Origin of the sequence: Azonexus sp. (genome assembly GCF_030824335.1) — a bacterium.
In the GTDB taxonomy this organism is placed as follows: Bacteria; Pseudomonadota; Gammaproteobacteria; order Burkholderiales; family Rhodocyclaceae; genus Azonexus.
On the sequence record NZ_JAVBXX010000006.1, the window covers coordinates 12,267 to 34,098 of the forward strand.

Annotated in this window: 17 protein-coding genes; 10 read left to right on the plus strand and 7 right to left on the minus strand. The window is 59.1% G+C overall.

Annotated features, from left to right (window positions below):
- Positions 1–72: 72 nt before the first annotated feature.
- The 3 genes from RCI20_RS02365 to RCI20_RS02375 all read right to left on the minus strand — a co-directional run bounded on the left by RCI20_RS02365 (position 73) and on the right by RCI20_RS02375 (position 4,010).
- Entirely contained in the window at positions 73–2,784 is a 2,712-nt protein-coding gene (locus tag RCI20_RS02365; RefSeq protein WP_306602918.1) for a cation-transporting P-type ATPase, read from the minus strand.
- A 22-nt stretch (positions 2,785–2,806) separates the two neighbouring features.
- A complete protein-coding gene (locus tag RCI20_RS02370) occupies positions 2,807–3,277 on the minus strand; it encodes an SRPBCC family protein (RefSeq protein ID WP_306602919.1) in 471 nt (156 codons plus the stop codon).
- A gap of 67 nt (positions 3,278–3,344) precedes the next feature.
- Positions 3,345–4,010 carry a response regulator transcription factor gene (locus RCI20_RS02375; RefSeq protein WP_306602920.1) on the minus strand — a complete coding sequence of 222 codons (666 nt, stop codon included), beginning with the start codon at positions 4,008–4,010 and terminating at the stop codon, positions 3,345–3,347.
- 153 nt (positions 4,011–4,163) lie between these two features.
- Between RCI20_RS02375 and RCI20_RS02380 the strand changes: the two genes are divergently transcribed.
- From RCI20_RS02380 to RCI20_RS02395, 4 genes are all read left to right on the plus strand, one after another.
- Positions 4,164–5,072, plus strand: coding sequence for a hypothetical protein (locus tag RCI20_RS02380; protein ID WP_306602921.1), 909 nt, complete (start codon positions 4,164–4,166; stop codon positions 5,070–5,072).
- Between the two features lie 107 nt (positions 5,073–5,179).
- Positions 5,180–5,887, plus strand: a complete 708-nt coding sequence (locus RCI20_RS02385) for a 16S rRNA pseudouridine(516) synthase (protein ID WP_306602922.1) — start codon at positions 5,180–5,182, stop codon at positions 5,885–5,887.
- Entirely contained in the window at positions 5,884–6,798 is a 915-nt protein-coding gene (locus tag RCI20_RS02390; protein ID WP_306602923.1) for a hydrogen peroxide-inducible genes activator, read from the plus strand. The genes RCI20_RS02385 and RCI20_RS02390 overlap by 4 nt, the downstream gene beginning before the upstream one ends.
- Before the next feature lie 8 nt (positions 6,799–6,806).
- Positions 6,807–9,308, plus strand: coding sequence for an ATP-binding protein (locus tag RCI20_RS02395; RefSeq protein ID WP_306602924.1), 2,502 nt, complete (start codon positions 6,807–6,809; stop codon positions 9,306–9,308).
- On the opposite strand, the gene RCI20_RS02400 is transcribed toward RCI20_RS02395, so the two are convergent.
- The 3 genes from RCI20_RS02400 to RCI20_RS02410 all read right to left on the minus strand — a co-directional run bounded on the left by RCI20_RS02400 (position 9,309) and on the right by RCI20_RS02410 (position 14,024).
- Complete coding sequence (locus RCI20_RS02400; protein WP_306602925.1) at positions 9,309–11,831, minus strand: DNA topoisomerase III; 2,523 nt, start codon at positions 11,829–11,831, stop codon at positions 9,309–9,311.
- Positions 11,832–11,910: 79 nt separating this feature from the next.
- A complete protein-coding gene (gene dprA / locus RCI20_RS02405) occupies positions 11,911–13,002 on the minus strand; it encodes a DNA-processing protein DprA (RefSeq protein WP_306602926.1) in 1,092 nt (363 codons plus the stop codon).
- A complete protein-coding gene (locus tag RCI20_RS02410; protein ID WP_306602928.1) occupies positions 12,999–14,024 on the minus strand; it encodes a LysM peptidoglycan-binding domain-containing protein in 1,026 nt (341 codons plus the stop codon). The genes dprA and RCI20_RS02410 overlap by 4 nt, the downstream gene beginning before the upstream one ends.
- Positions 14,025–14,165: 141 nt before the next feature.
- Between RCI20_RS02410 and def the strand changes: the two genes are divergently transcribed.
- Entirely contained in the window at positions 14,166–14,669 is a 504-nt protein-coding gene (gene def, locus RCI20_RS02415; RefSeq protein WP_306602929.1) for a peptide deformylase, read from the plus strand.
- Positions 14,666–15,589, plus strand: a complete 924-nt coding sequence (gene fmt, locus RCI20_RS02420; RefSeq protein WP_306602930.1) for a methionyl-tRNA formyltransferase — start codon at positions 14,666–14,668, stop codon at positions 15,587–15,589. Before def ends, fmt begins: the two co-directional genes overlap by 4 nt.
- Positions 15,590–15,656: 67 nt before the next feature.
- Here fmt and RCI20_RS02425 read toward each other — a convergent pair whose 3' ends face one another.
- Positions 15,657–16,544 (minus strand): S1/P1 nuclease, encoded by an 888-nt coding sequence (locus RCI20_RS02425; protein ID WP_306602931.1) that lies wholly within the window; start codon positions 16,542–16,544, stop codon positions 15,657–15,659.
- 34 nt (positions 16,545–16,578) lie between these two features.
- Here RCI20_RS02425 and rsmB point away from each other — a divergent pair, with 34 nt between their 5' ends.
- Genes rsmB through RCI20_RS02445 form a run of 4 tightly spaced genes read left to right on the plus strand, consistent with a single transcriptional unit; the run spans position 16,579 to position 21,814 of the window.
- Positions 16,579–17,847: a 16S rRNA (cytosine(967)-C(5))-methyltransferase RsmB gene (gene rsmB / locus RCI20_RS02430; protein WP_306602932.1), complete on the plus strand. Its 1,269-nt coding sequence runs from the start codon at positions 16,579–16,581 to the stop codon at positions 17,845–17,847.
- The gene (locus tag RCI20_RS02435) at positions 17,810–18,418 is read left to right on the plus strand and encodes a DUF4390 domain-containing protein (protein ID WP_306602933.1); all 609 of its coding nucleotides are present in this window, start codon (positions 17,810–17,812) and stop codon (positions 18,416–18,418) included. Before rsmB ends, RCI20_RS02435 begins: the two co-directional genes overlap by 38 nt.
- Positions 18,415–20,571 (plus strand): ATP-binding protein, encoded by a 2,157-nt coding sequence (locus RCI20_RS02440; RefSeq protein WP_306602934.1) that lies wholly within the window; start codon positions 18,415–18,417, stop codon positions 20,569–20,571. The genes RCI20_RS02435 and RCI20_RS02440 overlap by 4 nt, the downstream gene beginning before the upstream one ends.
- Positions 20,549–21,814: a sigma-54 dependent transcriptional regulator gene (locus RCI20_RS02445; RefSeq protein WP_306602935.1), complete on the plus strand. Its 1,266-nt coding sequence runs from the start codon at positions 20,549–20,551 to the stop codon at positions 21,812–21,814. The genes RCI20_RS02440 and RCI20_RS02445 overlap by 23 nt, the downstream gene beginning before the upstream one ends.
- The last annotated feature ends 18 nt before the right edge of the window (positions 21,815–21,832 follow it).

Below are 21,832 nucleotides of genomic sequence, written 5' to 3' on the forward strand. Positions count from 1 at the left end.
CGTGTTATCTGCAGTTGGGCTGCGGGGTGAAAAATGCCCTTGCTGACGCGTCGACCGCAACATTGCGCAAAATCAAGCAAAACGCCGCATGACGAATTTTTCGATTTCCATCAACAGGAAGATGGCGAAGCCGATGAGCAGCGGGAGCAGCCAGTGACGCAACTCAAGTTGGGCGGTGCCGAAAGTCCTGTTCATGATCGGCAGATAGACGAAAGCAAGCTGTAACAGGGCCAGTATGCCGGTGGTGATCCATGCTGCGCGATTGGTGAATAGCAGGTCGAGACGCAAGCTGCAGGCGGTAAGAAAGCGCGCATTGAACAGGTAGAAAGCCTGGGCGATGACCAGCGTGTTGACTGCCATGGTGCGTGCCACATCCAGCGGCATGTCGCGTGCCAGTTCGATTTCGAACATGGCGATGGTGGCGCCGCCGATCAATACCGAAACCAGCAGCAAGCGCAGCATGAATAGCGGGCTGATGATTGGTGCGCCTGGTTTGCGCGGTGGGCGCTGCATGATCCCCGGTTCGGCTGGCTCGAAGGCCAGCGCCATGGCCAGCGTAATGGCCACGATCATGTTGACCCAGAGAATCTGTACCGGGGTCAACGGCAGGGTCAGGCCGAAAACCACGGCAATCAGCATGACGAAGCCCTGTGCGCCGTTGGTGGGCAGGATGAACAGGATGGCCTTTTTCAGGTTGTCGTAAATTGTTCGGCCTTCTTCGACGGCGCGTTCGATGGTCGAGAAATTATCGTCGGCCAGCACGATCGCGGCAGCTTCCTTGGTCGCTTCTGTGCCCTTGATACCCATCGCCACACCGACATCGGCCCGTTTCAAGGCCGGTGCATCGTTGACGCCATCGCCGGTCATCGCCACGACTTCGCCGCGCGCCTGCAAGGCCATGACCAGGCGCAGTTTGTGTTCCGGACTGGTGCGGGCAAAGATGTCGCAGTCCTGCGCAATCTGCTGCAGTTCTTCGTCACTGGCCGCTTCGATCTCGGCGCCGGTGATGACCTTGAGTGTGCCGCCCTGGCCCGAGTTTCGGTTCAATCCCATTTCGATGCCAATGGCTTCCGCCGTACCGGCATGGTCGCCGGTAATCATTTTTACCCGGATGCCGGCCGTGTGGCAGGACTTGATGGCCGCGACAGCCTCCGGCCTTGGCGGATCGATGATGCCGATCAGGCCGAGAAAAATCATGCCTTCATCAAGGTCGCTGATTTCCAGATGGCGTTTTTCGTCATCAACCGTACGCGCTGCCGCGGCCAGTACGCGCAGGCCCTTGCTGCTGAGCCGGTTGATTTCGCCTTCCCAGAAGACTTGATCAATGGTCTGCACGCTGCCATCGACGCCCAGCTCCTGCCGACAACGCTCAAGCAGACGGTCGGGGGCGCCTTTCAACAGGATGCGCTGCTGGCCGTCCGGCGTACTGTTCAGTGTTGCCATGAACTTGTTGAGCGATTCGAATGGAATGGCCGCGTGGCGCCGGTGTGCCGTGCTGTCGAAATCCGCCTTGTGGGCCAAGGTGCGTAGTGCCCCCTCGGTCGGTTCGCCGGTGACCTTCCACTGCCCATCCTCTTCAGCAATATGGGTATCGTTGGCCACTGCGACGACTTCGATCAGGGCGTGCAGGTGGGGGTGTTCGGCCAGTTTGGCCAACTCGCCATTGAGTGTGATGTCACCCTCTGGCTGATAGCCGGTGCCGCTGACGGCGTAATTGCCGGCACGGGTAATGATGTGCCGGGCCGTCATTTCATTTTTGGTCAGCGTGCCCGTCTTGTCGGAGCAGATGACGGTGACCGAACCGAGCGTTTCGACTGCCGTCAGCTGTCGGGTGATCGCGTTGCGCAAGGCCATGCGTTGCACGCCGAGGGCCAGCGTGATGGTCAGGATGGCCGGCAGCCCTTCGGGAATCGCAGCAACGGCAAAGCCGATCGCGGCTAGGAAAACTTCGTCGAGCGGGAAATCGTGCAGGCCGATGCCAATGGCCAGCATCAGCAGTGCCAGCACGACGATGATGATCGACAGCACTTTACTGAATTGCGCCATCTGGCGGGTCAGTGGCGTCTGCAGGCTTTCCACCTCGGCGATCAGCCGGTTGATGCGCCCCAGTTCGGTATTCGGGCCGGTCGCCGTGACCACGCCATGGCCGCGCCCGGTGGCAACCAGCGTGCCGGAATAGGCCATGTCGAAACGATCACCAAGACCGGCATCGATGGCCACGGCCTGGTTATGCTTGTCGGCGGGTACGGATTCGCCGGTCAGGGCGGATTCCTCGATGCGCAGGTTGGTTGCGTCGAGCAGACGCAGGTCAGCCGGTACGCGGTCGCCGGAGCGCAGACGGACGATGTCGCCGGGGACCAGGGTGGCGGCATCGACTTGCGTCCATTGTCCGTCGCGGCGGACCTGGGCGTGGGCCGACAGCATTTTCCGGATGCCATCCAGCGCAGCTTCGGCTTTGCCTTCCTGAATGAAGCCGATGAAGGCGTTGATGACGACGACGCCGAGGATCACGCCGGTGTCGAGCCAGTGACCAAGCAGCGCGGTAATGCCGGCGGCACCCAGCAGGACATAAATCAATACGTCGTTGAAGTGTTTGAAGAAGCGCTTCAGCACGTTTTCCCGCGCTGCAGCTGGCAGACGGTTGGGGCCGAATTCAGCCAGTCGTGTGCTGGCTTCTGCGGTCGACAAGCCGATTACTCGACTTTTCAAGGCCAGAATTATGTCGTCGCTTGACCGGTGATGGGCATTTTCCAGCGGCAAGCTTGGGCTTTCGCTCTGGCTCATGACGGTTCCTCGCGCAATGAAATTACTGGTGGAGACCCTCGGCGGCCAAGGTGCGGATGATGCGGACGCAGTCGATGTCCGACTGCTGGTAGGCGGATTTGATGTATTCGGCGTAGGCCCGATCTTCTTCGCTGGCACTGGCGCTGAAGGTCGTGCCGTAGGTGAAGCGCAGGAAGAGATGTCCCGGCGCGGGTTCCTCGATGCGGATGGTCAGGCTGCCACCGGCATGTTGCTCGCCCGGCTCAATGTCGAAACGCACCCATTCGCCGTTGAGCAGCGTAACGCGGTCGCGGATTCTGGCGGCACCGAAATCCAGTTCGCGCAGCAGCGTCTCCGCTTCGCGTTGAAGAATCGTGCAGGCTTCCAGTCCGGGCAGGAAGGGCAGGGGATTTTCGACCCGGTGCAACAGACCATCCCAGACTTGCTGGCGGGACAGTGAGACGAGCAGCGGATTGCCGGGGTCGTTGATGGCGATCAGGTGTTCGAAGTTCATGCCCCGATGGTAGCATCGTCTGCCATGGCTATCTTGATCGATGGCCTTTTGCCGGTCCTTGTTCGTCTCAGCTTTTTTCACCAACAAACCGGTAACCCAGTCCGCGAATCGTCTCGATGCTGTTTTTCCCCAGTTTCTTGCGCAGCCGGCTGACATAGACTTCCAGCGTGTTGCTGACGATTTCATCATCGAAGTTGTACAAGGCTTCTTCAAGTTGTTCCTTGCGTACCACGGCATTCGGTTTGGCGATGAGCTTGATGATGAGCGCCCATTCCTTGGCGGTGAGCTGCAGGTCTTCGCCATTGCTCAATATCCGGTGCTGGTTCTGGTCGATTTCAAATTTGCCGATTTTCAGCACCGGACTGGGATTGCCTTCGTAACGCCGCAGTACGGCATGCAGTCGTGCGACCAGTTCGTTCAGGTCGAAGGGTTTGACCAGATAGTCATCGGCGCCGGATTCCAGGCCCTTGATGCGGTCGCTGATTTGATCGCGTGCCGTCATGATGATGATCGGCAGACGGCTGCCCCGTTTTCTGACGCTGCGCAGCAGCGTCAAGCCATCGCCATCGGGGAGTGACAAATCGAATAGAGCGGCGGAAAACTCGCCAATTTGCAAGGCCAGCTCTGCTTCTCGCAAGCTGCTTATCGTATCGATAGTGAATCCCTGTGACTTCAGGTGACTGGAAATCGCCTCGGCCAGTACTGGCTGGTCTTCAAGGAGCAGTAATCGCATGTGATGGCACACCAAAGTGAAATCCGGAAGGTAGCGTGCCCATCCTGAACAGAAGATGAATCAGCAAGATGCAGAAAAATTGGTGTCTTCAGGTTCCATTCAGCATGAGTCTTTACAGTTCGTTCCATCACCAACACGTTTCAGGAGAGCAAGATGAGCAATGACGCAAACAAGGGCTACAAGTTCGATATTCAAAACGGTGTCATCCGTGCAGTTTACGAAATCGAGAATGGCCGCATGAAATGGGAGAGCATCGACCAAGGGGAGAGTTGGACGGTCGACGGCACGCAGGTTGTGAAAACCGAGTATGACGATGGGCGCCTGGAAAACACGCGCTATGTTGATGCCGATGGCGATGGGATCTACAGCAAAGTCAATGCGACTTATGCGGCAGGGTCGTCGGATGATGTCCCGGGGGCTTCGTCGGATAACAGCGGCAATGCCTCTTCATATTCTGCCAATCTGTCGGGGCGTGAAAAATACTCGTTTGAGCTGAATAGCGGGACCGTCGTCGCGGCATTCGAACTTGAGCACGGGGTCAATCAGCGCAAATCCCTTGATTACAACGAGCGTTATACGCTTGAAGGTGGCGATGTCCTGAAGATCGAAACCAAGTACAACGGTGAGGAAATTACCCGTTACAGCGATGTCGATGGTGATGGCTTGTTCGCCAAGGTCAGTGAGCAGTGGGTCGGTAATACTGCCAATACTGCGGTCGCGCCGGTCATTCGCGAATCGCTGCATTACGAAGGTAATGAGCGTGACGAACACATCGGGCTGACGGCGGACGGGGCTTCGTTTGGCGGGGGCGGTTCGGACCAGTTTGTTTTCCGCCAGTTGGGGCATGTGAAGGTCGATGATTTTCACCATGCGGAAGGCGACAAGCTGGTTTTCGATACCGGTCTCGGGCTGACTTCATTGGCCCAGTTGCTCGGTTTTGTCTCGGCCATTCGCGACAATGGTCAGGAAACCGTCGTGGAGTTTGGCGATAGTGTTTCGCTGACGCTGGTGGGTGTGAATGCGGCCAGTTTGACGGTCTCTGATTTCCAGATATTGAGCTGATCCTTTTCTTCTTCAGTCAGCCGTCTCGGGCAAAGTGTGCTGCCCGAGGCGGTTTTTCGCCGCAGTCGAGATATCCGAAGTTCGTGGGCGGGTGGTAGCATTCCCCCATGCAACTAGAACGAATCCTCCAGAAACACGGTTTTGGCACACGCAAGGCCTGCCGTTCCATGATCCGCCACGAGCGGGTCGCTATTGGTGGCGAAATTTGCGCCAATCCTTTTGCTGAAATTGCCACCGACGGACTGATTTTTACGGTCGACGGCGTCGATTGGCCATTTTGCGAATTTGCCACCATCGTCCTCAACAAACCGGCCGGCTACGAATGCTCGCGCAAGCCCAAGCACCACGCGGGCGTCCTCGAACTGCTGCCGGTACAACTACGCGAACGCGACGTGCAGCCGATCGGCCGGCTCGACGAAGACACCACCGGCCTCTTGCTGATTACCGACGATGGTCAGCTCAATCACCAGCTTTCTTCCGGCAAGCGCAAGGTACCGAAGGTCTATCTGGCCCAGACCAAGCATCCGCTCGACGCGGCGCAGATCGAGCAATTGCTGGCTGGCGTGCTGCTCGCTGACGAGCCCGAACCGATTGCTGCGGCAGGGGCGGAAATCGTCGGCGATTGCCAACTGCGCCTGACCCTGACCGAAGGCAAATACCATCAGGTCAAGCGCATGGTGGCGGCGGTCGGCAACCGGGTCGAGGCATTGCATCGCGAAGCGGTGGGCGAAATGCAATTGCCGGCCGACCTGAAACCGGGCGAATGGCGCTGGCTGACTGCGGTCGACTACGAAAAACTGGGTATTTCGCGATGACCTTGACCGAAATGCGTTACCTCGTGGCATTGGCTAGAGAACGGCATTTCGGACGGGCGGCGGAAGCCTGCCATGTCAGCCAGCCGACCTTGTCGGTGGCGATCAAGAAGGTTGAAGGACAGATCGGTGCGGCCTTGTTTGAACGCACGGCCAGCGATGTGCGGATTACCGCGCTCGGTGAACGTATCGTCAATCAGGCGCGCAGCGTGCTGGAAGAGGCGGTCAAGCTGGAAGAAATTGCTGGCGCAACGGGCGACCCGATGAGCGGCCAGCTCCGTGTCGGCATTATTTACACCATTGCACCTTACCTGCTGCCGCAATTGATCCCGGCGCTCAATCGGGAAGCGCCAAAAATGCCGCTCTTCCTCAAGGAAGATTTCACGGCCAATTTGATTCCGGCCCTCAAGGCTGGCGAACTGGACGTCATCGTCATTGCTTTGCCGTTCGCTGAACCGGGCCTGGTCGCCCAGCCGGTCTATGACGAACCTTTCCGCGTGGTTGTGCCGGCCAGTCATCCATGGGTCGGGCGCGAAGCCATTCCGGCCGACGAGCTGGATGGGCAGAATTTGTTGCTGCTGGGGCAGGGCAATTGTTTCCGTGATCAGGTGCTGGAATCCTGCCCGCGCCTGACGGGCCAGGATGCGCTGGAGCATTCGCTGGAGGGTAGTTCGCTGGAAACCATCCGTTACATGGTGGCCAGCGGTGCCGGGGTGGCGGTCATGCCGAGTACGGCGGCCGATCCGCTGGTCGTCAGGGAGCCGATGGTCAGTGTGCTGCCGTTTGCCGGACGCTCGCCGACGCGTACGGTCGGGCTGGTGTGGCGGGTAACCTATCCGCGGCCGCAGGCCATCGATGTTTTGCGTACTGCTGTGCTTTCCTGCCAGTTGCCAGGCGCGACGGCGCGCCACTGAGGTTTCACGTGAAACGGGCCGGCCGATTTTTCCTTGTCGCCTGTCTGGGGATGGGGGTAGCCGGTTCTTTGCTGGCCGCGCAACCGGAAGTCATCCGTGTGGTCAGCGACGACAACTATCCGCCTTACATGTTTCGCAATGCCGATGGCAATGTCGAAGGTTATCTGGTCGACTTGTGGCAGCTTTGGGAAAAGAAAACCGGGGTTCGCGTCGAGTTGACCGCAATTGCCTGGGCTGAGGCTCAGGCAATGATGCGCCGCGGTGAGGCCGATGTGATCGAGGCCATTTACCGGACGCCTGCCCGCGAAAAGCTTTACGAGTTTTCTGCACCCTATTCGAAGCAGCAAGTTTCCATTTACAGCCACAACTCGATTAACGGCATCAGCAGCCCGGCAGCGTTGAAAGGTTTCCAGATCGGCGTGCAGGCTGGCGATGCTTGCGTCGAGTATCTCGAAGCGCACGGTATTTCGACACTGCAGTACTACCGTGATTATTCGCAGATGATTCGCGCGGCAATTGCGCAAGATATCAAGTTGTTCTGCCTTGACGAGGAACCGGCCGGTTTTTACTTGTATCGAATGGATGCCCAGGATGATTTTCATCAGGCATTCAGTTTCTACAGCGCTGAGTTTCATCGTGCGGTGCGCAAGGGGGATGGGGCGATTTTGGCATTGGTCGAGCGCGGCATGGGTGAAATCAGCGATGCGGAGAAAGATTTATTGCGGGCCAAGTGGATGGGGCAGCCGCTGCAACTTTCACCTTATGTCCGATATTTTGTTGGCGGTCTTGTCGTTCTCTTGCTGATCGGTGGTGGGCTTGCCCTCTGGGTTTATACCCTGCGCCGCCTGGTTCGCCAGCGCACCGCTGAACTGGAGATGCAGCGTACCCAACTGCTTACTTTGGTAAAGACGATTCCCGACCTGGTTTGGGTCAAGGATGTGGCCGGTGTCTATCTGGCGTGCAATCCACGTTTTGAAAAGCTCTTTGGGGCGCCGGAGGCCGAGATTATCGGTCGAACCGATTATGATTTTGTCGATCAGGCAACTGCCGATTCCTTTCGTTCCCATGACAAACGGGCAATGACCGCTGGTAAGCCGTCGTTGAACGAGGAATGGCTGGATTTTGCCGAGTCTGGTGAGCATTTGTTGTTTGAAACCGTGAAAACGCCGATGTTCGACCAGAATGGTAGTTTGATCGGGGTGCTGGGGATTGCGCGAGACATTACCCAGCGTCGGCAGACAGAAAATGATTTGCGTAGCAGCGAAGAAAAATTGCGTCACTATCGTGAGCAGCTTGAGGTTCTCGTTGCCGAGCGCACGGGCCAGCTGGTTCATGCCCGGGATGCTGCGGAGGCTGCCAATCGGGCCAAGAGTGCTTTTCTCGCCAACATGAGTCATGAAATCAGGACGCCGATGAATGCCATCATCGGCATGGCCTACCTGCTGCGTAGCAAACTTGCAGATCCCGAGTTGCTGGATCGGCTGGACAAGATATCCGGAGCGGCGAATCATCTGCTCGGGATCATCAACGATTTACTCGATATATCAAAAATCGAGGCCGGAAAATTGCACCTTGAGGTGCGTGAGCTTGACCCGGGAAGCATCATGGACAATATCGTCTCGATGCTGTCAGAGCAGGCCCGCGCCAAGGGCCTTCGCCTTAGCCATTCAGTCGATGGGTGTCCTGCCGGTCTGCGGGGTGATGCCGGGCGATTGGTTCAGGCATTCCTGAATCTTGCCAGCAATGCCATTAAATTTACTGCGCACGGCGAGGTGGCGCTACGCATCAGTTGTGAGTCGGAAGATGAAGAGTCTGTCATGTTGCGCTTCTCTGTCAGAGATACCGGCATCGGTATTGCACCGGAGATCGTCGACAAGCTGTTTTCGCCATTTCAGCAAGCCGATGATTCAAGCTCCCGGCGTTATGGTGGCACGGGACTGGGCCTGGCAATCACGCGTCGCTTGGCCTGTTTGATGGGCGGGGATGCCGGTGTCGAAAGCACCTCCGAACAAGGCAGTTGCTTCTGGTTTTCTGCGCGTTTGATGCGCGGAGCCGCTGCTTTGCCGGAGATGCATCCCGTTGCCGAACAAGGGCGGGCTGATCAGCTTTTGCTGGCGGAGTTTGCCGCAACGCGTGTTCTTGTCGTCGAAGATGATCCGATCAATCAGGAATTGGCGCAAACCCTGCTCGAAAATGTCGGGCTCGATGTCGATGTGGCAAGTGATGGTGCTGCTGCGCTGGACAAGGTCAGGCGGGCGCAACGACCCTACGGGCTGATCCTGATGGATCTGCAGATGCCGCACCTGGGCGGTATCGAGACAACGATGGCCTTGCGCGAGCTGCCGGGGTTTTCGACGCCGATCATCGCGATGACCGCCAATGCCTTCGCCGAAGACCAGATTCGCTGCAGGGAAGCCGGCATGGTCGATTTCATCGCCAAGCCGGTTGATCCCATCCTGCTCTACGAAACCTTGCTCAACTGTCTGCGCAAGGCTCGTACGGTCAACTGATCAGGTTGCTGCTTTTTTCTTGGCTGCCGGTTTTTTGGCGGCTGGTGCCTTCTTCTCGAACTCGAAGCTGACTTTGCCTTCCTGAGCGACCAGATAGGCCGAGAACTTGCGCCGCGTGCGGTTGGAAACGAATTCACGCAACAAGTCGGTTTTGCCATCAGCCAGCAGTTTCTTCATCTGTGCGATGTCGATTGGCTGCTGCAGAATGATCTTGCCGGAACGGAAATCACAGGTTTTTTCCGGGCCAACCGATTTTTCGCAGACATACGAACTGCCGTGTTCATATACATTGGCGGCACACTTCGGGCATTTGCCCAAAATTTCGTGGGCGGAAAAATCGACGGGTTCAGCGTTGGCTTCATCCGCCTTGTCCTGGCCAAAGTCGAATTCGGGCAGATGCTCGTCGTTCAGCTTGATGGCAGCAGCAAAGCCACGGCCCATCTTGTTGCGGAAACCGGTCAGCGGGCCAACGGTACGTTCGGTCAGCAAGGTTTCGATTTCGGCCGGTTCGAATTGGCGACCGGCAACAATTTTCCATAGCGAATAGTCGCAATCGCCGCACTGGAATTTCTTGTAAGTTTCACGAATCACGCCGCCGCATTTCGGACAGGGCGTGGCGAGGACGCCAAAGTCACCGGGGATGGTGTCGTTGTCGTAGCTCTTGGCGCGTTCGACCATATGGCGCGTCATTTCGGCGATTTCGCGCATGAATTCTTCGCGCGTGAATTCGCCTTTTTCGATGCGGCCGAGTTTCCATTCCCAGTCGCCGGTCAGTTCCGGCTGGGTCAGTTCCTTGACGCCCAGGCCGTTCAACAAGGTCATCAGGTTGAAGGCCTTGGCGGTTGGCGTCAGTTCGCGACCTTCGCGCAGCATGTACTGCTCGCCGATCAGGTTTTCGATGATCTGCGCCCGGGTGGCTGGCGTGCCGAGGCCACGGCCGGCCATTGCCGCCTTCAGTTCTTCGTCGTCGACCATCTTGCCGGCGCCTTCCATGGCGGACAGCAGCGTCGCTTCCGAGTAGCGCGGTGGCGGCTTGGTGACGTTGGCCTTGACCGCAACTTCCTCGGTTTTCACCTTCTCATCCTTGTCGACCGCAACAAGATTGCCTTCGTCGCCGGTTTGCCCTTCCTTGCCATGCACGGCCAGCCAGCCCGGATTGACCAGCACCTTGCCCTCGGTCTTGAACGGGTAGCCCTCGACGCGGGTGATGCGGGTGGTGACCAGGTATTCGGCAGCCGGGAAGAAGACTGACAGGAAACGCCGGACGACGAAGTCATAGAGCTTCTGTTCGGCTTCGTTGAGGTTTTTCGGTGCCTGCGGGGTGGGGATGATGGCAAAGTGATCGCTCACTTTTGCATTGTTGAAAATGCGCTTGTTCGGCACGACCCAGTTACGCGCCAGAATCTGGTGAGCAAATGGCGAATAGCGGGCCAACAGGACTTCGTCGTGTCCTTTGCCGGCCCCTTCGCCTGTCAGCACCGACATGGTTGCCTTGACGGTAGCAACGTAGTCTTCCGGCAGGCAACGCGAATCGGTTCGTGGATAGGTCAGCACCTTGTGCTTTTCATACAGGGCCTGGGCCAGGCCGAGCGTGGTTTTGGCCGAGAAGCCGAAGCGGCTGTTGGCCTCGCGCTGCAGGCTGGTCAGATCGAAGAGCAATGGCGACAAGCGAGTTTCCGGCTTGGCTTCTTCGGTGACGATGCCCGGTTTGCCGGAAGTCGCGGCCTTGATGGCTTCGGCCTTGTTTTGTTCCCATAGACGGTCGGCGCGGGCGTGTTCGTCGTCCTGCTTGCCCTTGAAGCCCTCATCAAACCATTTGCCGGTGTAATTGCCGGCTTTGGCGCCGAAGTCGGCTTCGACTTCCCAGTAGTCGCGCGGCTGGAATTCGCGGATTTTCTTTTCCCGCTCGACCACGATGGCCAGCGTCGGGGTCTGCACGCGGCCGACGGTGGTCAGGTGAAAGCCACCGGTTTTCGAGTTGAAGGCGGTCATCGCCCGCGTACCGTTGATGCCGACTAGCCAGTCGGATTCGGAGCGGCAGACGGCGGCATCGGCCAGGCCTTGCAATTCGCTGCCCGGACGCAGACGCAGGAAGCCATCGCGGATGGCCTGCGGCGTCATCGATTGCAGCCACAGGCGCTGTACCGGCTTCTTGTTGCCGGCATGCTGGACGATGTAATTGAAGATCAATTCGCCTTCGCGCCCCGCGTCACAGGCATTGACCAGCGCATCGACATCCTTGCGCTTGAGCAGTTTGAGCAGGACTTTCAGGCGCGAGGCGCTTTTTTCGATCGGATTCAGCGCGAAATGCGGCGGGATGACCGGCAGATGGGCAAACGACCACTTGCCGCGTTTGACCTCGAATTCTTCGGGACAGGAGAGTTCGAGCAAATGGCCGACCGCCGACGAGACGACGTATTCGTCGTTCTCGAAATAGTCGTCGTGCTTGGTCAGCCCGCCTAACGCCTTGGCGATGTCGCTGGCGACGGAAGGTTTTTCGGCGATGATCAGTTTTTTGCTCATGGGTTCTGCCTGTAGGGTGCCGGGCATAATAAGTGGGCGCCGGACGGATTGGCAAGGGCGGACTTGTATCCGCGAGAGTTCAGTTCATTCGCTGATAGCGGTTGCCGGGAAGGACGGCGATTTCGCCGCAAAGTTCCAGGGTTAGCAGTTCAGGTAGTAATTTCTCGGCAGCGAGTCCGCTGCGCTCGACGATTTCATCAAATCCGCAAGGGGCATGGCTGATTGCGGCCAATACGGGATGCGCCTGCGAGGCGTTCGTTGGCGCATCCGGTGCGAGAGTGGGTTTTGCCAACGGTGTAGCAAACTGGCCAAGTTCCTCGAGCACATCGGCAGCGGTTTCAACCAGCTTGGCCCCTTGTTTGATCAGTTTGTGGCAGCCGCGGGCAACCGGCGAGTGGATGGAGCCGGGAATGGCAAAGACATCGCGACCTTGTTCACCGGCCAGGCGGGCAGTGATCAGCGAACCGCTTTCCGTGGCGGCTTCGACGACCAGTACGCCGCGCGACAGACCGGCAATGATCCGGTTGCGCCGAGGAAAATTGGCGGCAATGGCCGGTGTGCCGAGCGGAAATTCAGAGACGATGGCGCCTCGTTCGACGATGGCCAAAGCGAGTTCGCGGTTGCGTGCCGGATAGACGCGGTCGGCACCGGTGCCGATGACGGCGACGGTATCGCCACCGCCAGCCAGGGCGCCGCGATGGGCTGCCGTATCGATACCCAGTGCCAGCCCGCTGACGATGCAGAGCCCTTGGGCGGCCAAGGCGTGGGCGAACTGCTCTGCGCTCTGGATGCCTTGGGGGGTGGCATTGCGGCTGCCGACCATGGCCAGGCTACGACGATTGAGCAGGGCTTTGTTGCCCCGGACATAGATCAGACTGGGTGGGTCGGGGATTTCCAGCAGGGCAGCCGGGTAGTCGGCGTCGGCCAGGGTCAGGATATGTTGGTCGGGTTGGCTGGCCCACGCAATGCTGCGGTCGACGGCTTCGTCGGGGCGAAAATCGAAAAGCAGCTCGGCCTTTGCCCCGATTACGCTGCGCACGGCAGCAGGGTCTGCCGTGAAAACAGCCTCCGGTAAACCGAAAGCGGCGAGAAGCTTTCGTTGCGTCTCGCCGCCGATACCGGGAATCAGGGTCAGGCGCAGCCAGTCGGCCAGGCCTTGCAGGTCGTTCACGGATTGCGTGCTGCGTCGCCGATCAGGACAGACTTCGACGATTCAAGCACCAGTGCGTAAGAGATACGATCAAAGGTGCGGAAGATGAATGCCAAGGCATAGCGTTCATCGGGAATGGTGGTTGAAACCCGCTGGTGGCTTTCGTCCAGATCCTGCGAAACCCGTTTGCGGAACAGCGCAAGCACGTGGCCCATTTCGACGCCATCTGCCTCGCCGCGGTTCAGCGCAACGACGGAGCCGGAGCCGCCTTCGCTAACGCCGCCGTAGATGGACATGATGCGCGCGCTGATTTCCAACTCCGGGCGATGTGGTACATAGGCCATGATGCTGGTTGGCGGTGCCGGCTTCAGCCAATCGCCCCGGGTGACTTCTTCCTTTGACTGCGTGATGCGTATGGTGGCCGGTTCGCCCGGTTCGACCAGTGTGGCATTGCCCAGAAAGAAGGCTTCCTGAGCGATGACATCGCCAGTTTCGGGATCCTTGAGTGGTTTTCCCGGACGGAAAATGTGCCATTTGACCACGCTGGCATCAGTAATGCCGGAGACGAAAGCCGTATCGCCATTGCCCAAAATGACCCGGTCTTCCTGGGTGGCCACGATGCGTGTCGCGACGGCAGCGTCGCCAGGTTCGAGGATCAGTGGTTGCGAGATGAAGGGTTCGATGATTTTTGCCGGAATGCTGGGGATCACCTGCTGAATGGCAGTTGAATATACCTTCGGCTGTACTTTTCCATTGCCCAGCGGTTTGCCCAGACGCAGGCGTGGATTGCCATCGGACAGGTCGAGCCAGACAATGTCACCGGGATAGATCAGGTGCGGGTTCTTGATCTGGTCTTGATTCATCCGCCAGATGTCTGGCCAGCGCCAAGGCTGTTTGAGGAATTTGCCGGATATATCCCACAGGGTATCGCCCTTGACCACAATATGGCGCTCCGGCGGATTGTCGACCAGCTCAAGCGGCTCGGCGGCCGTTGCAGAAGCAACTGTCACAGCCAGGATGAGCGCGGATATAATGCGAACCATGGGTAATCCCTCACGTACCGGTGGAACGCGCAGCAGCTTGCATTGTCCTACCGGCGTCTGCAATTCGCGTTCATATCTCAAGAATTGCGTCAGATTCTGCATCCAATCACCTAAGCAAGCAAGCTTTCATTCCCTATTGCCATGGCACTCTTACCCATTTTGCGTTTTCCTGATCCGCGCCTGAAAAAACTGGCAGCGCCCGTGATAAAAATTGACAACGGCATTCGCCGGCTGGCCGCTGACATGGCAGAAACCATGTATGAAGCGCCGGGTATCGGGTTGGCCGCGACCCAGGTGGATGTTCACAAACGGGTTGTCGTGGTCGATATCTCGGAAGAAAAGAATGATCTGCGCGTCTTCATCAATCCCGAATTGAGCAACAGCGCCGGATGCTCGATTGGCGAGGAGGGCTGTCTGTCAGTGCCTGGCGTCTATGACAAGGTTGAGCGGGCCGAACGGGTTACCGTGCGCTACCTTGATCTTGATGGCAAGCCGCAGGTGCTGGAGGCCGAAGGCCTGTTGGCTGTTTGTATCCAGCACGAGATCGATCATCTGAACGGCACCGTTTTCGTCGATCACCTGTCACAACTCAAACAGACCCGCATCCGCAGCAAGCTGGCCAAGCAGGCGCGGGTGACGGCATGAAGCTGATTTTTGCCGGCACCCCCGAATTTGCGGCGCAGGCGCTGTCCGCCATCATCGCTGCCGGCCATGAGGTTGCGCTGGTGCTGACTCAGCCGGATCGGCCGGCCGGGCGCGGCATGACGCTGCAACCGTCGGCGGTGAAGAAAATTGCGCAGGAACATGGGATCGAGGTTTTTCAGCCGCTGACGCTGAAGGATGCCGAAGCACAGGCGAAGATTGCTGCGGTCGGTGCCGAGGTCATGGTGGTTGCTGCTTACGGACTGATCCTGCCGCAAGTGGTGCTAGACCTGCCGCGCCTGGGTTGCCTGAATATTCATGCCTCGCTGCTGCCGCGCTGGCGGGGTGCTGCGCCGATCCAACGGGTCTTGCTGGCCGGCGACAAAGAGACCGGCGTGTGCATCATGCAAATGGAAGCGGGTCTGGATACCGGGCCGGTGCTGTTGCGTGCTGCCTTCGACATCGCGGCCGACGATACGACGGCCAGCTTGCACGACAAGCTGGCGGCGCTCGGTGCCCGGTTGATTGTCGATGCACTGGCGCGTCTGCCGTTACCGGCCGAAGTCCAGACTAGCGAAGGCGTTACTTACGCGCACAAGATCGAAAAGCTCGAAGCGGCGATTGACTGGTCAAAAACGGCGGCCGAGCTGGATCGCCATATCCGTGCCTTTAATCCGTTTCCTGGAGCACAGGCGGTGTTTGCCGGGCAGACGGTCAAGCTGTGGGCGGCACGGCCGGTCGATGGGGGCGGTGAAAAAGGCAGCATTCTTGCGGTCGACCGCAAAAATATCGTGATTGCCTGTGGGCAAGGCGCGCTGGCGGTCAGCGAGTTGCAGAAAGCCGGTGGCAAGCGTTTGCCGGTGCAGCAGTTTTTGGCCGGACATCCGCTCAAAGTGGGTGATCGGTTTACGGGACTCGACTGAGCCTTTGTTGCTTGGCCGCCGGTTCGACAAGCGGTCCACGTACGGTCTCGAAAATTCGCTGCTTCGTTTAGCGCGTTCCACGTGAAACGCGGCTGCGCTGAATGGATTCCAGTAATTGCCCGAGTCGTCGGCCGGCTTCGGTGATGCGCCGGTCAGCCCTGGCCTTGGCCTGCTCCCGGTAGGGCAGGTCAATGATCGGCGTGACGCTGCCAGCGGCCTTCGGATAAACATCGTTCAGCAGATCGCGGCTTTCGCGCAGCCACAGTGCGGCATCACCCTGCGCGCCGGGGCGGTGTTCTTCCAGCAATATCCCGGCTTGCTTGCGTAGTTTCTTGCCGCGCAGGCTGCTCGGGCCGGGCAGGTCATCCCAGTAAGCGTGCAGTTTGACGAACGGCTGCTTTGCGTCGAAGGGGTTCTCGATCAACTGCGTATTGCCGCCGCGGTCTTCGCTGAAACCGACGTGTAACGGCTGATGAATGTCGGCGACCAGGTGCGCCAGCCAAGGCAAGGCCCAGGCAATTTCGCCGGGTTTTGCGGTCGACCGCAAAATTTTGGTCAATTCTCCGATCTGCCGATCAATCTGGCCGCGACCACGTTGGCCGTCGCGATCAAAATCGGCGTAATGCCAATCGAGATGGCGCGCCGTATCGGGAAAACCAGCCAGATCCGGTGTCGGCGACTCCCGACGTTCGTCGTAAAAACGCGGGTCGCGGCGAATACTGTCTGGCCAGGTCGAGGCTTCGGCGAAGATCAATGCCGCTTCGCCGGTTCCTGATTTTTCATGCCAGCGAGCGTGGTCCGGGTGCTGTTCCAGCGCGCTGGCGACAAATTCCCGGGCGGCGGGTGACATGCCTTGCCAGGCGATAATGGCTGTCAGGCGGTGCCCCGCGGCGTTCCAGGCTTGGGCGAGCGGGCTGAAAATCAGGCAGAGAAGAAGGATGAAGAAAGGGCGCATCCCACGATTATGCCCCGTGCGATAATCTCATCCTATGTCTCGCTTGCCATTTACTTCTCTTGCTTATGCGCTGCTTCAGGCGGCGCGCATCGATGCCGCCGTTTTCGCCGGGCAGAGCCTGGCCGATGGCCTGATCAGCCGGGTCGACGTGGTCGCCCGGCCGGCTGTCCAGGATCTGGTCTATGGCAGCCTGCGCGCCCATGGACGGGGCGATTTCTTTCTCTCCCGCCTGCTCGACCGGCCCTTGTCGGTCGATGAAGTACGCGCCTTGTTGCTGGTTGCCATCTATCGACTGGAAACCCGTCCTGACGCGACGCATACCGTGGTCGATCAGGCGGTTTCAGCCGCCGGTGAGATCGCCAACGGAAAATTCCGCGGGCTGGTCAATGGCGTGTTGCGCAGCTTTTTGCGCCAGCAGGCTGCGTTGACCGCAGCACTGGCGGCTGATCCGCTGGCCGTGGCCCAGCATCCGGCGTGGTGGCTGAACCGCCTGCAGGCGGCGTATCCGGCAGACTGGGCGGGAGTCGTCGCAGCCGGCAATCAGGCACCGCCGATGGGCCTGCGGGTCAATCGGCGCCGGGTCAGCCGGGAAAATTATCTCGAGCAACTGCTGGCCGCCGGCATTGCCGCGCAGCCGGTGGGCGAGGATGGTCTGGCGCTGGCTCAAGCGCAATCGGTGGATCGTTTGCCCGGCTTTTTCGATGGGCTGGTTTCGGTGCAGGACCCGGGGGCGCAGCGCGCCGCTGAAATCCTCGATCCGGCGCCGGGCAGCCTGGTCCTCGATGCGTGCGCGGCACCCGGCGGCAAGACGGCGCATCTGCTCGAAAGAGCCGATCTCGATCTGCTGGCGCTCGATCTGAAACCGGCGCGCTGCCGGCGGGTTGAGGACGGACTGGGCCGCCTGCATCTGAAAGCCCGGGTACGCGCTGCCGACTGCACCCGGCTCGACGACTGGTGGGATGGCAGCCTGTTCGATGCCGTACTGGCCGATGTTCCCTGTACCGCCAGCGGCGTCGTGCGGCGCAATCCGGACGCCAAGTGGCTGCGCCGGGAAGACGATATCGCCAGTTTTGCCAGGACGCAGGCACGGATTCTCGAGGCGCTCTGGCATGTCGTGCGACCGGGCGGCAAATTGCTTTACGCCACCTGTTCCTTGTTTCCCGAGGAAAATTCGCAACAAATCCAGCGTTTCCTGAGGTCCGGGACAGCTCAGGGTGAGGCCACTATCGGTCATGAGGAGCAGCTTCTTCCCGATGCGGAGCACGATGGTTTCTACTATTGTCTTCTCGAAAAGCGTGCTTGAACGTCTGCGCCGTTGCGTATTACTGCTGGTTTTCCTGCCGGTGCTGGCGTGGACCGCAGAAATCGAAGTATTTGATCCGCAACTCCGGTTGAGCGACGACGGTTATGTGCTGTCGGCCGATTTTCGTTTTGACCTGAACGCCCGTCTGGAAGAGGCAGTCAACCGGGGCGTCGTGCTGTATTTCATTGCCGATTTCGAGCTTTCCCGACAGCGCTGGTACTGGCTCGATGAGCAATTGGCCAGCCGCAGCCAGACCTACCGCCTCTCCTATCATGCGCTGACGCGCCAGTACCGTCTGACGACTGGTGGTTTGCATCAGTCCTTCGACACACTGGGGGAAGCGTTGCGCGTATTGCGCCGCTTGCGTAACTGGCTGGTGATTGAAAAGGACAGCAAGAACATGGTGCCGGGGGAGAGCTATCAGGCTGCCGTCCGTCTGCGCCTCGACTTGAATCAGTTGCCCCGGCCATTCCAGATCAGTGCCTTGGGCAACAAGGAGTGGAGTTTGGCCGCCGACTGGAAAAGCTGGTCGGCAACCCTGCCATCCAGCGCACCAGTGGAGGACAAGTGAAGCGCTTCGTTGCCGCAGGGGGGGCGTTGGCCGCAGCTATTGGCGGCATACTCTGGTTCCTGTTGCTGATGGCGACGGCGGCGGATACGGTCGTCTTCTCGCGTAACTATCCTTTGCTGATCGCGCTCAATATTGTGCTTGCTCTGGCCATGCTGGCCCTGGTCGGCTGGCAGTTGCGTTCCTTGTGGCACGATTATCGGGCGCAGGTGTTCGGGGCACGACTCAAATTGCGTCTGATGCTGATGTTCGGTGTCATTGCCGTTTTGCCGGGCGCGCTGGTCTATGGTGTCTCGGTGCAGTTCGTTACGCGCTCAATCGAAAGCTGGTTTGACGTGCGGGTGGAAAAAGCCCTGGAGTCCGGCTTGCATCTCGGGCGTTCGGCACTTGATTCGCTGCTTGCCGATCTGACCCTGAAAGCACGCGACATGGCCAGCGAATTGTCCGATGTGGGCGAACCCTCGCGGCGTTCCGTGCTGTTCCGTTTGCGTGAGGACAAGGTGGTTGATACGGCGGCCTTGTTCTCGGTGAACGGGCAACTGCTTTCCAGTGCTACCGGCGACCTGGGCAAACTGCTGCCGGAGTTGCCGACGCAAGGCCAATTGAAGCAGGCACGCAGTTCGCAAGGTTTGAGCGGTGTCGAAGGTGAAGGTGAGTCGCTTTTCCTGCGCGTGCTGGTGCCGGTAACACCACGCGCCATGTTCGAGGAGCCGCGTATCCTGCAATTGACGCAGGTGGTGCCGGCCACGCTGGCACTGGATGCCGAGGCGGTGCAGGCGGTGTATCGCGATTACCAGGAGTTGCAACTGGCGCGCCACGGCCTGACCCGGATTTACGCCCTGACCTTGACCTTGACCGTACTGGTTGCGCTGTTCAGCGCTTTTGCCCTGGCTTATCTGATGGCCCGCCGGCTGGTCGCTCCACTCTACATTCTGGCCGAAGGGACACAAGCCGTGGCGGATGGCGACTTCTCCCAGCGCCAGGCCATTTACAGTGGTGACGAACTTGGCGTACTGACCCAGTCGTTCAACCGGATGACTCGCCAACTGGACGATGCCCGGCGCGAGACGGATCGGCATCGCACCGAACTGGAGTCGGCCCGGGCTTATCTGGAATCCATTCTGGCCAATTTGTCGGCTGGGGTGCTGGTATTCGACCGCAAGTTTGTGTTGCGTACGGTCAACGAGGGCGCATTGACCATTCTGGAAGACGATTTTTCCGAATTGATTGGTGCCGTACCGGAAAGTTGGCCGCGTCAGCAGGTGCTGGGGGCTTTCATCCGGCAAAATTTCGCCGCGACGGAAGAGCCGGAATGGCAGGCGCAACTTGAACTGGAGCGGCCGAACGGGATGCCCCAAGTGCTGCTGCTGCGTGCCACCCGGTTGCCGGAAGCGAGCGGTGGTGGCGACGTCGTGGTATTCGACGATGTGACCCGCCTGATTGCCGGACAACGTAGCGCGGCCTGGGGGGAAGTGGCCCGGCGGCTGGCGCATGAGATCAAGAACCCGCTGACGCCGATCCAGCTTTCGGCTGAACGTTTGCAACACAAACTGGCTTGCAAGCTGGCCAATGGCGACGCCGAGATGCTGGCGCGCGGCACGCAGACCATCATCAATCAGGTGCAGGCGATGAAGCGCATGGTCGATGATTTTCGCGATTATGCCCGGATGCCGGCGCCTGAAGCCGTGCCGCTGGATTTGAACGCTTTGCTCGGCGAAGTGCTGGGCTTGTACGAAAGCTCTTCTGCCCGTATCGATGTCCACTTTGGTGAAGCCCTGCCGTTGGTACTCGGTGATGCAACCCAGTTGCGCCAAGTCATTCACAATTTGTTGCGCAATGCCGAAGATGCCCTGGAAGGGCGCCAGGAGGCTCATATCGAGATTGCCACCGATCTTTGCGGGCGTTGCGCTCGCTTGCGCATCGCCGATAATGGCCCCGGCTTTCCGGTTGAACTATTGCCGCGAATTTTTGAACCTTATGTCACTACCAAGGCCCGGGGAACAGGGCTGGGACTGCCTATCGTCAAGAAAATTGTCGATGAACACCAGGGCAGGATAGAAATCAGCAATGCTCCCGATGGCGGCGCCCAGATCGATATTCGTCTGCCGCTGGTCAGGGAGAAGGAGGCCAAACATGGCAATCATTCTGGTCGTTGATGACGAAGTCGGCATCCGCGAACTGCTTTCGGAAATTCTCATCGACGAAGGCTACGACGTTCGGCTGGCCGAAAATGCAACAGCAGCCCGCAAGGTGCGCAATGAGTTGCGCCCGGATCTGGTTCTGCTCGATATCTGGATGCCCGACACCGATGGCATTTCCTTGTTGAAGGAGTGGCACGCTGGGGGGCATCTGAACATGCCGGTGGTCATGATGTCCGGTCATGGGACGATCGATACGGCGGTTGAAGCGACGCGTTTTGGGGCTTTTGATTTTCTCGAGAAGCCGATTGCGCTGCAAAAGCTGCTGAGTACGGTGCAGAAGGCGCTCAAACACGATGCGCCACCGGTACGCGCGGCTCTGACGCTGGATGCTTTTTCCCGCCTGGCATTCGTCAAGGAGTTTCGCCGCCGGCTCGATCAATCAGCGGCCAAGACTTCCGTTTTGCTGATCAAGGGGGCGACCGGCGGAATGGCGGAAATTGCCGCTCGCACCTTGTTGGCACCACGTGCGCCGTGGCTTGACTTGTCGACCACGAGCAGTGCCTTGACGCAGGATGCGCTGGAAAAAATCAGTGGCGGGATACTGTTCGTTCCTGATCTGGCCGTACTGGGCAAGATGCAGCAGATGAATCTGGCTTTTGCGGTCGACCGGGCAGAAAAGCTGAATTTGCAACTGGTCGTGGCAAGCGCCACCGCCTTTGCTGACCTGGCCGAACATGGCTGGGACAGCAAGTTGCTTGCCCGTCTGGGTGAAATCTGGGTAGCCATGCCAGCCTTGGCTACCCATGTCGATGATCTGCCGGAAATCGCGGTACTGTTGCTGAGCAATTTTGTCGAACGCGGCGAAGTCCCGGTCCGCCGGTTTTCAACGGCTGCGCTGAATGTATTGCGCACGTTGAACTGGAAGAAGCATGTCGAAACCAGCTGGAACATCCTTTACGGATTAGTCCGCAATCTGGCACTGACAGCGCTTGAAGAAGAGATTAGCGCCGATGACGTGGTGCGGGTCATGCCGCCGGAAATCGAGGATGAGCGCCGGGAGCAGTCGTTTCAGCCTTTGTTCGAACAACCGTTGCGGGAGGCGCGCGACGCGTTCGAGAAGTTGTATTTCGAGCATCATCTGCGTCGTGAAGGGGGAAACATGACCCGTCTGGCCGAGCGCTCCGGGTTGGAACGGACGCATTTGTACCGCAAGTTGAAGCAGCTTGATATCAGACTCGGCAAACGTAACGAAGAATAAGTCGGCAAGCGGGGGGAA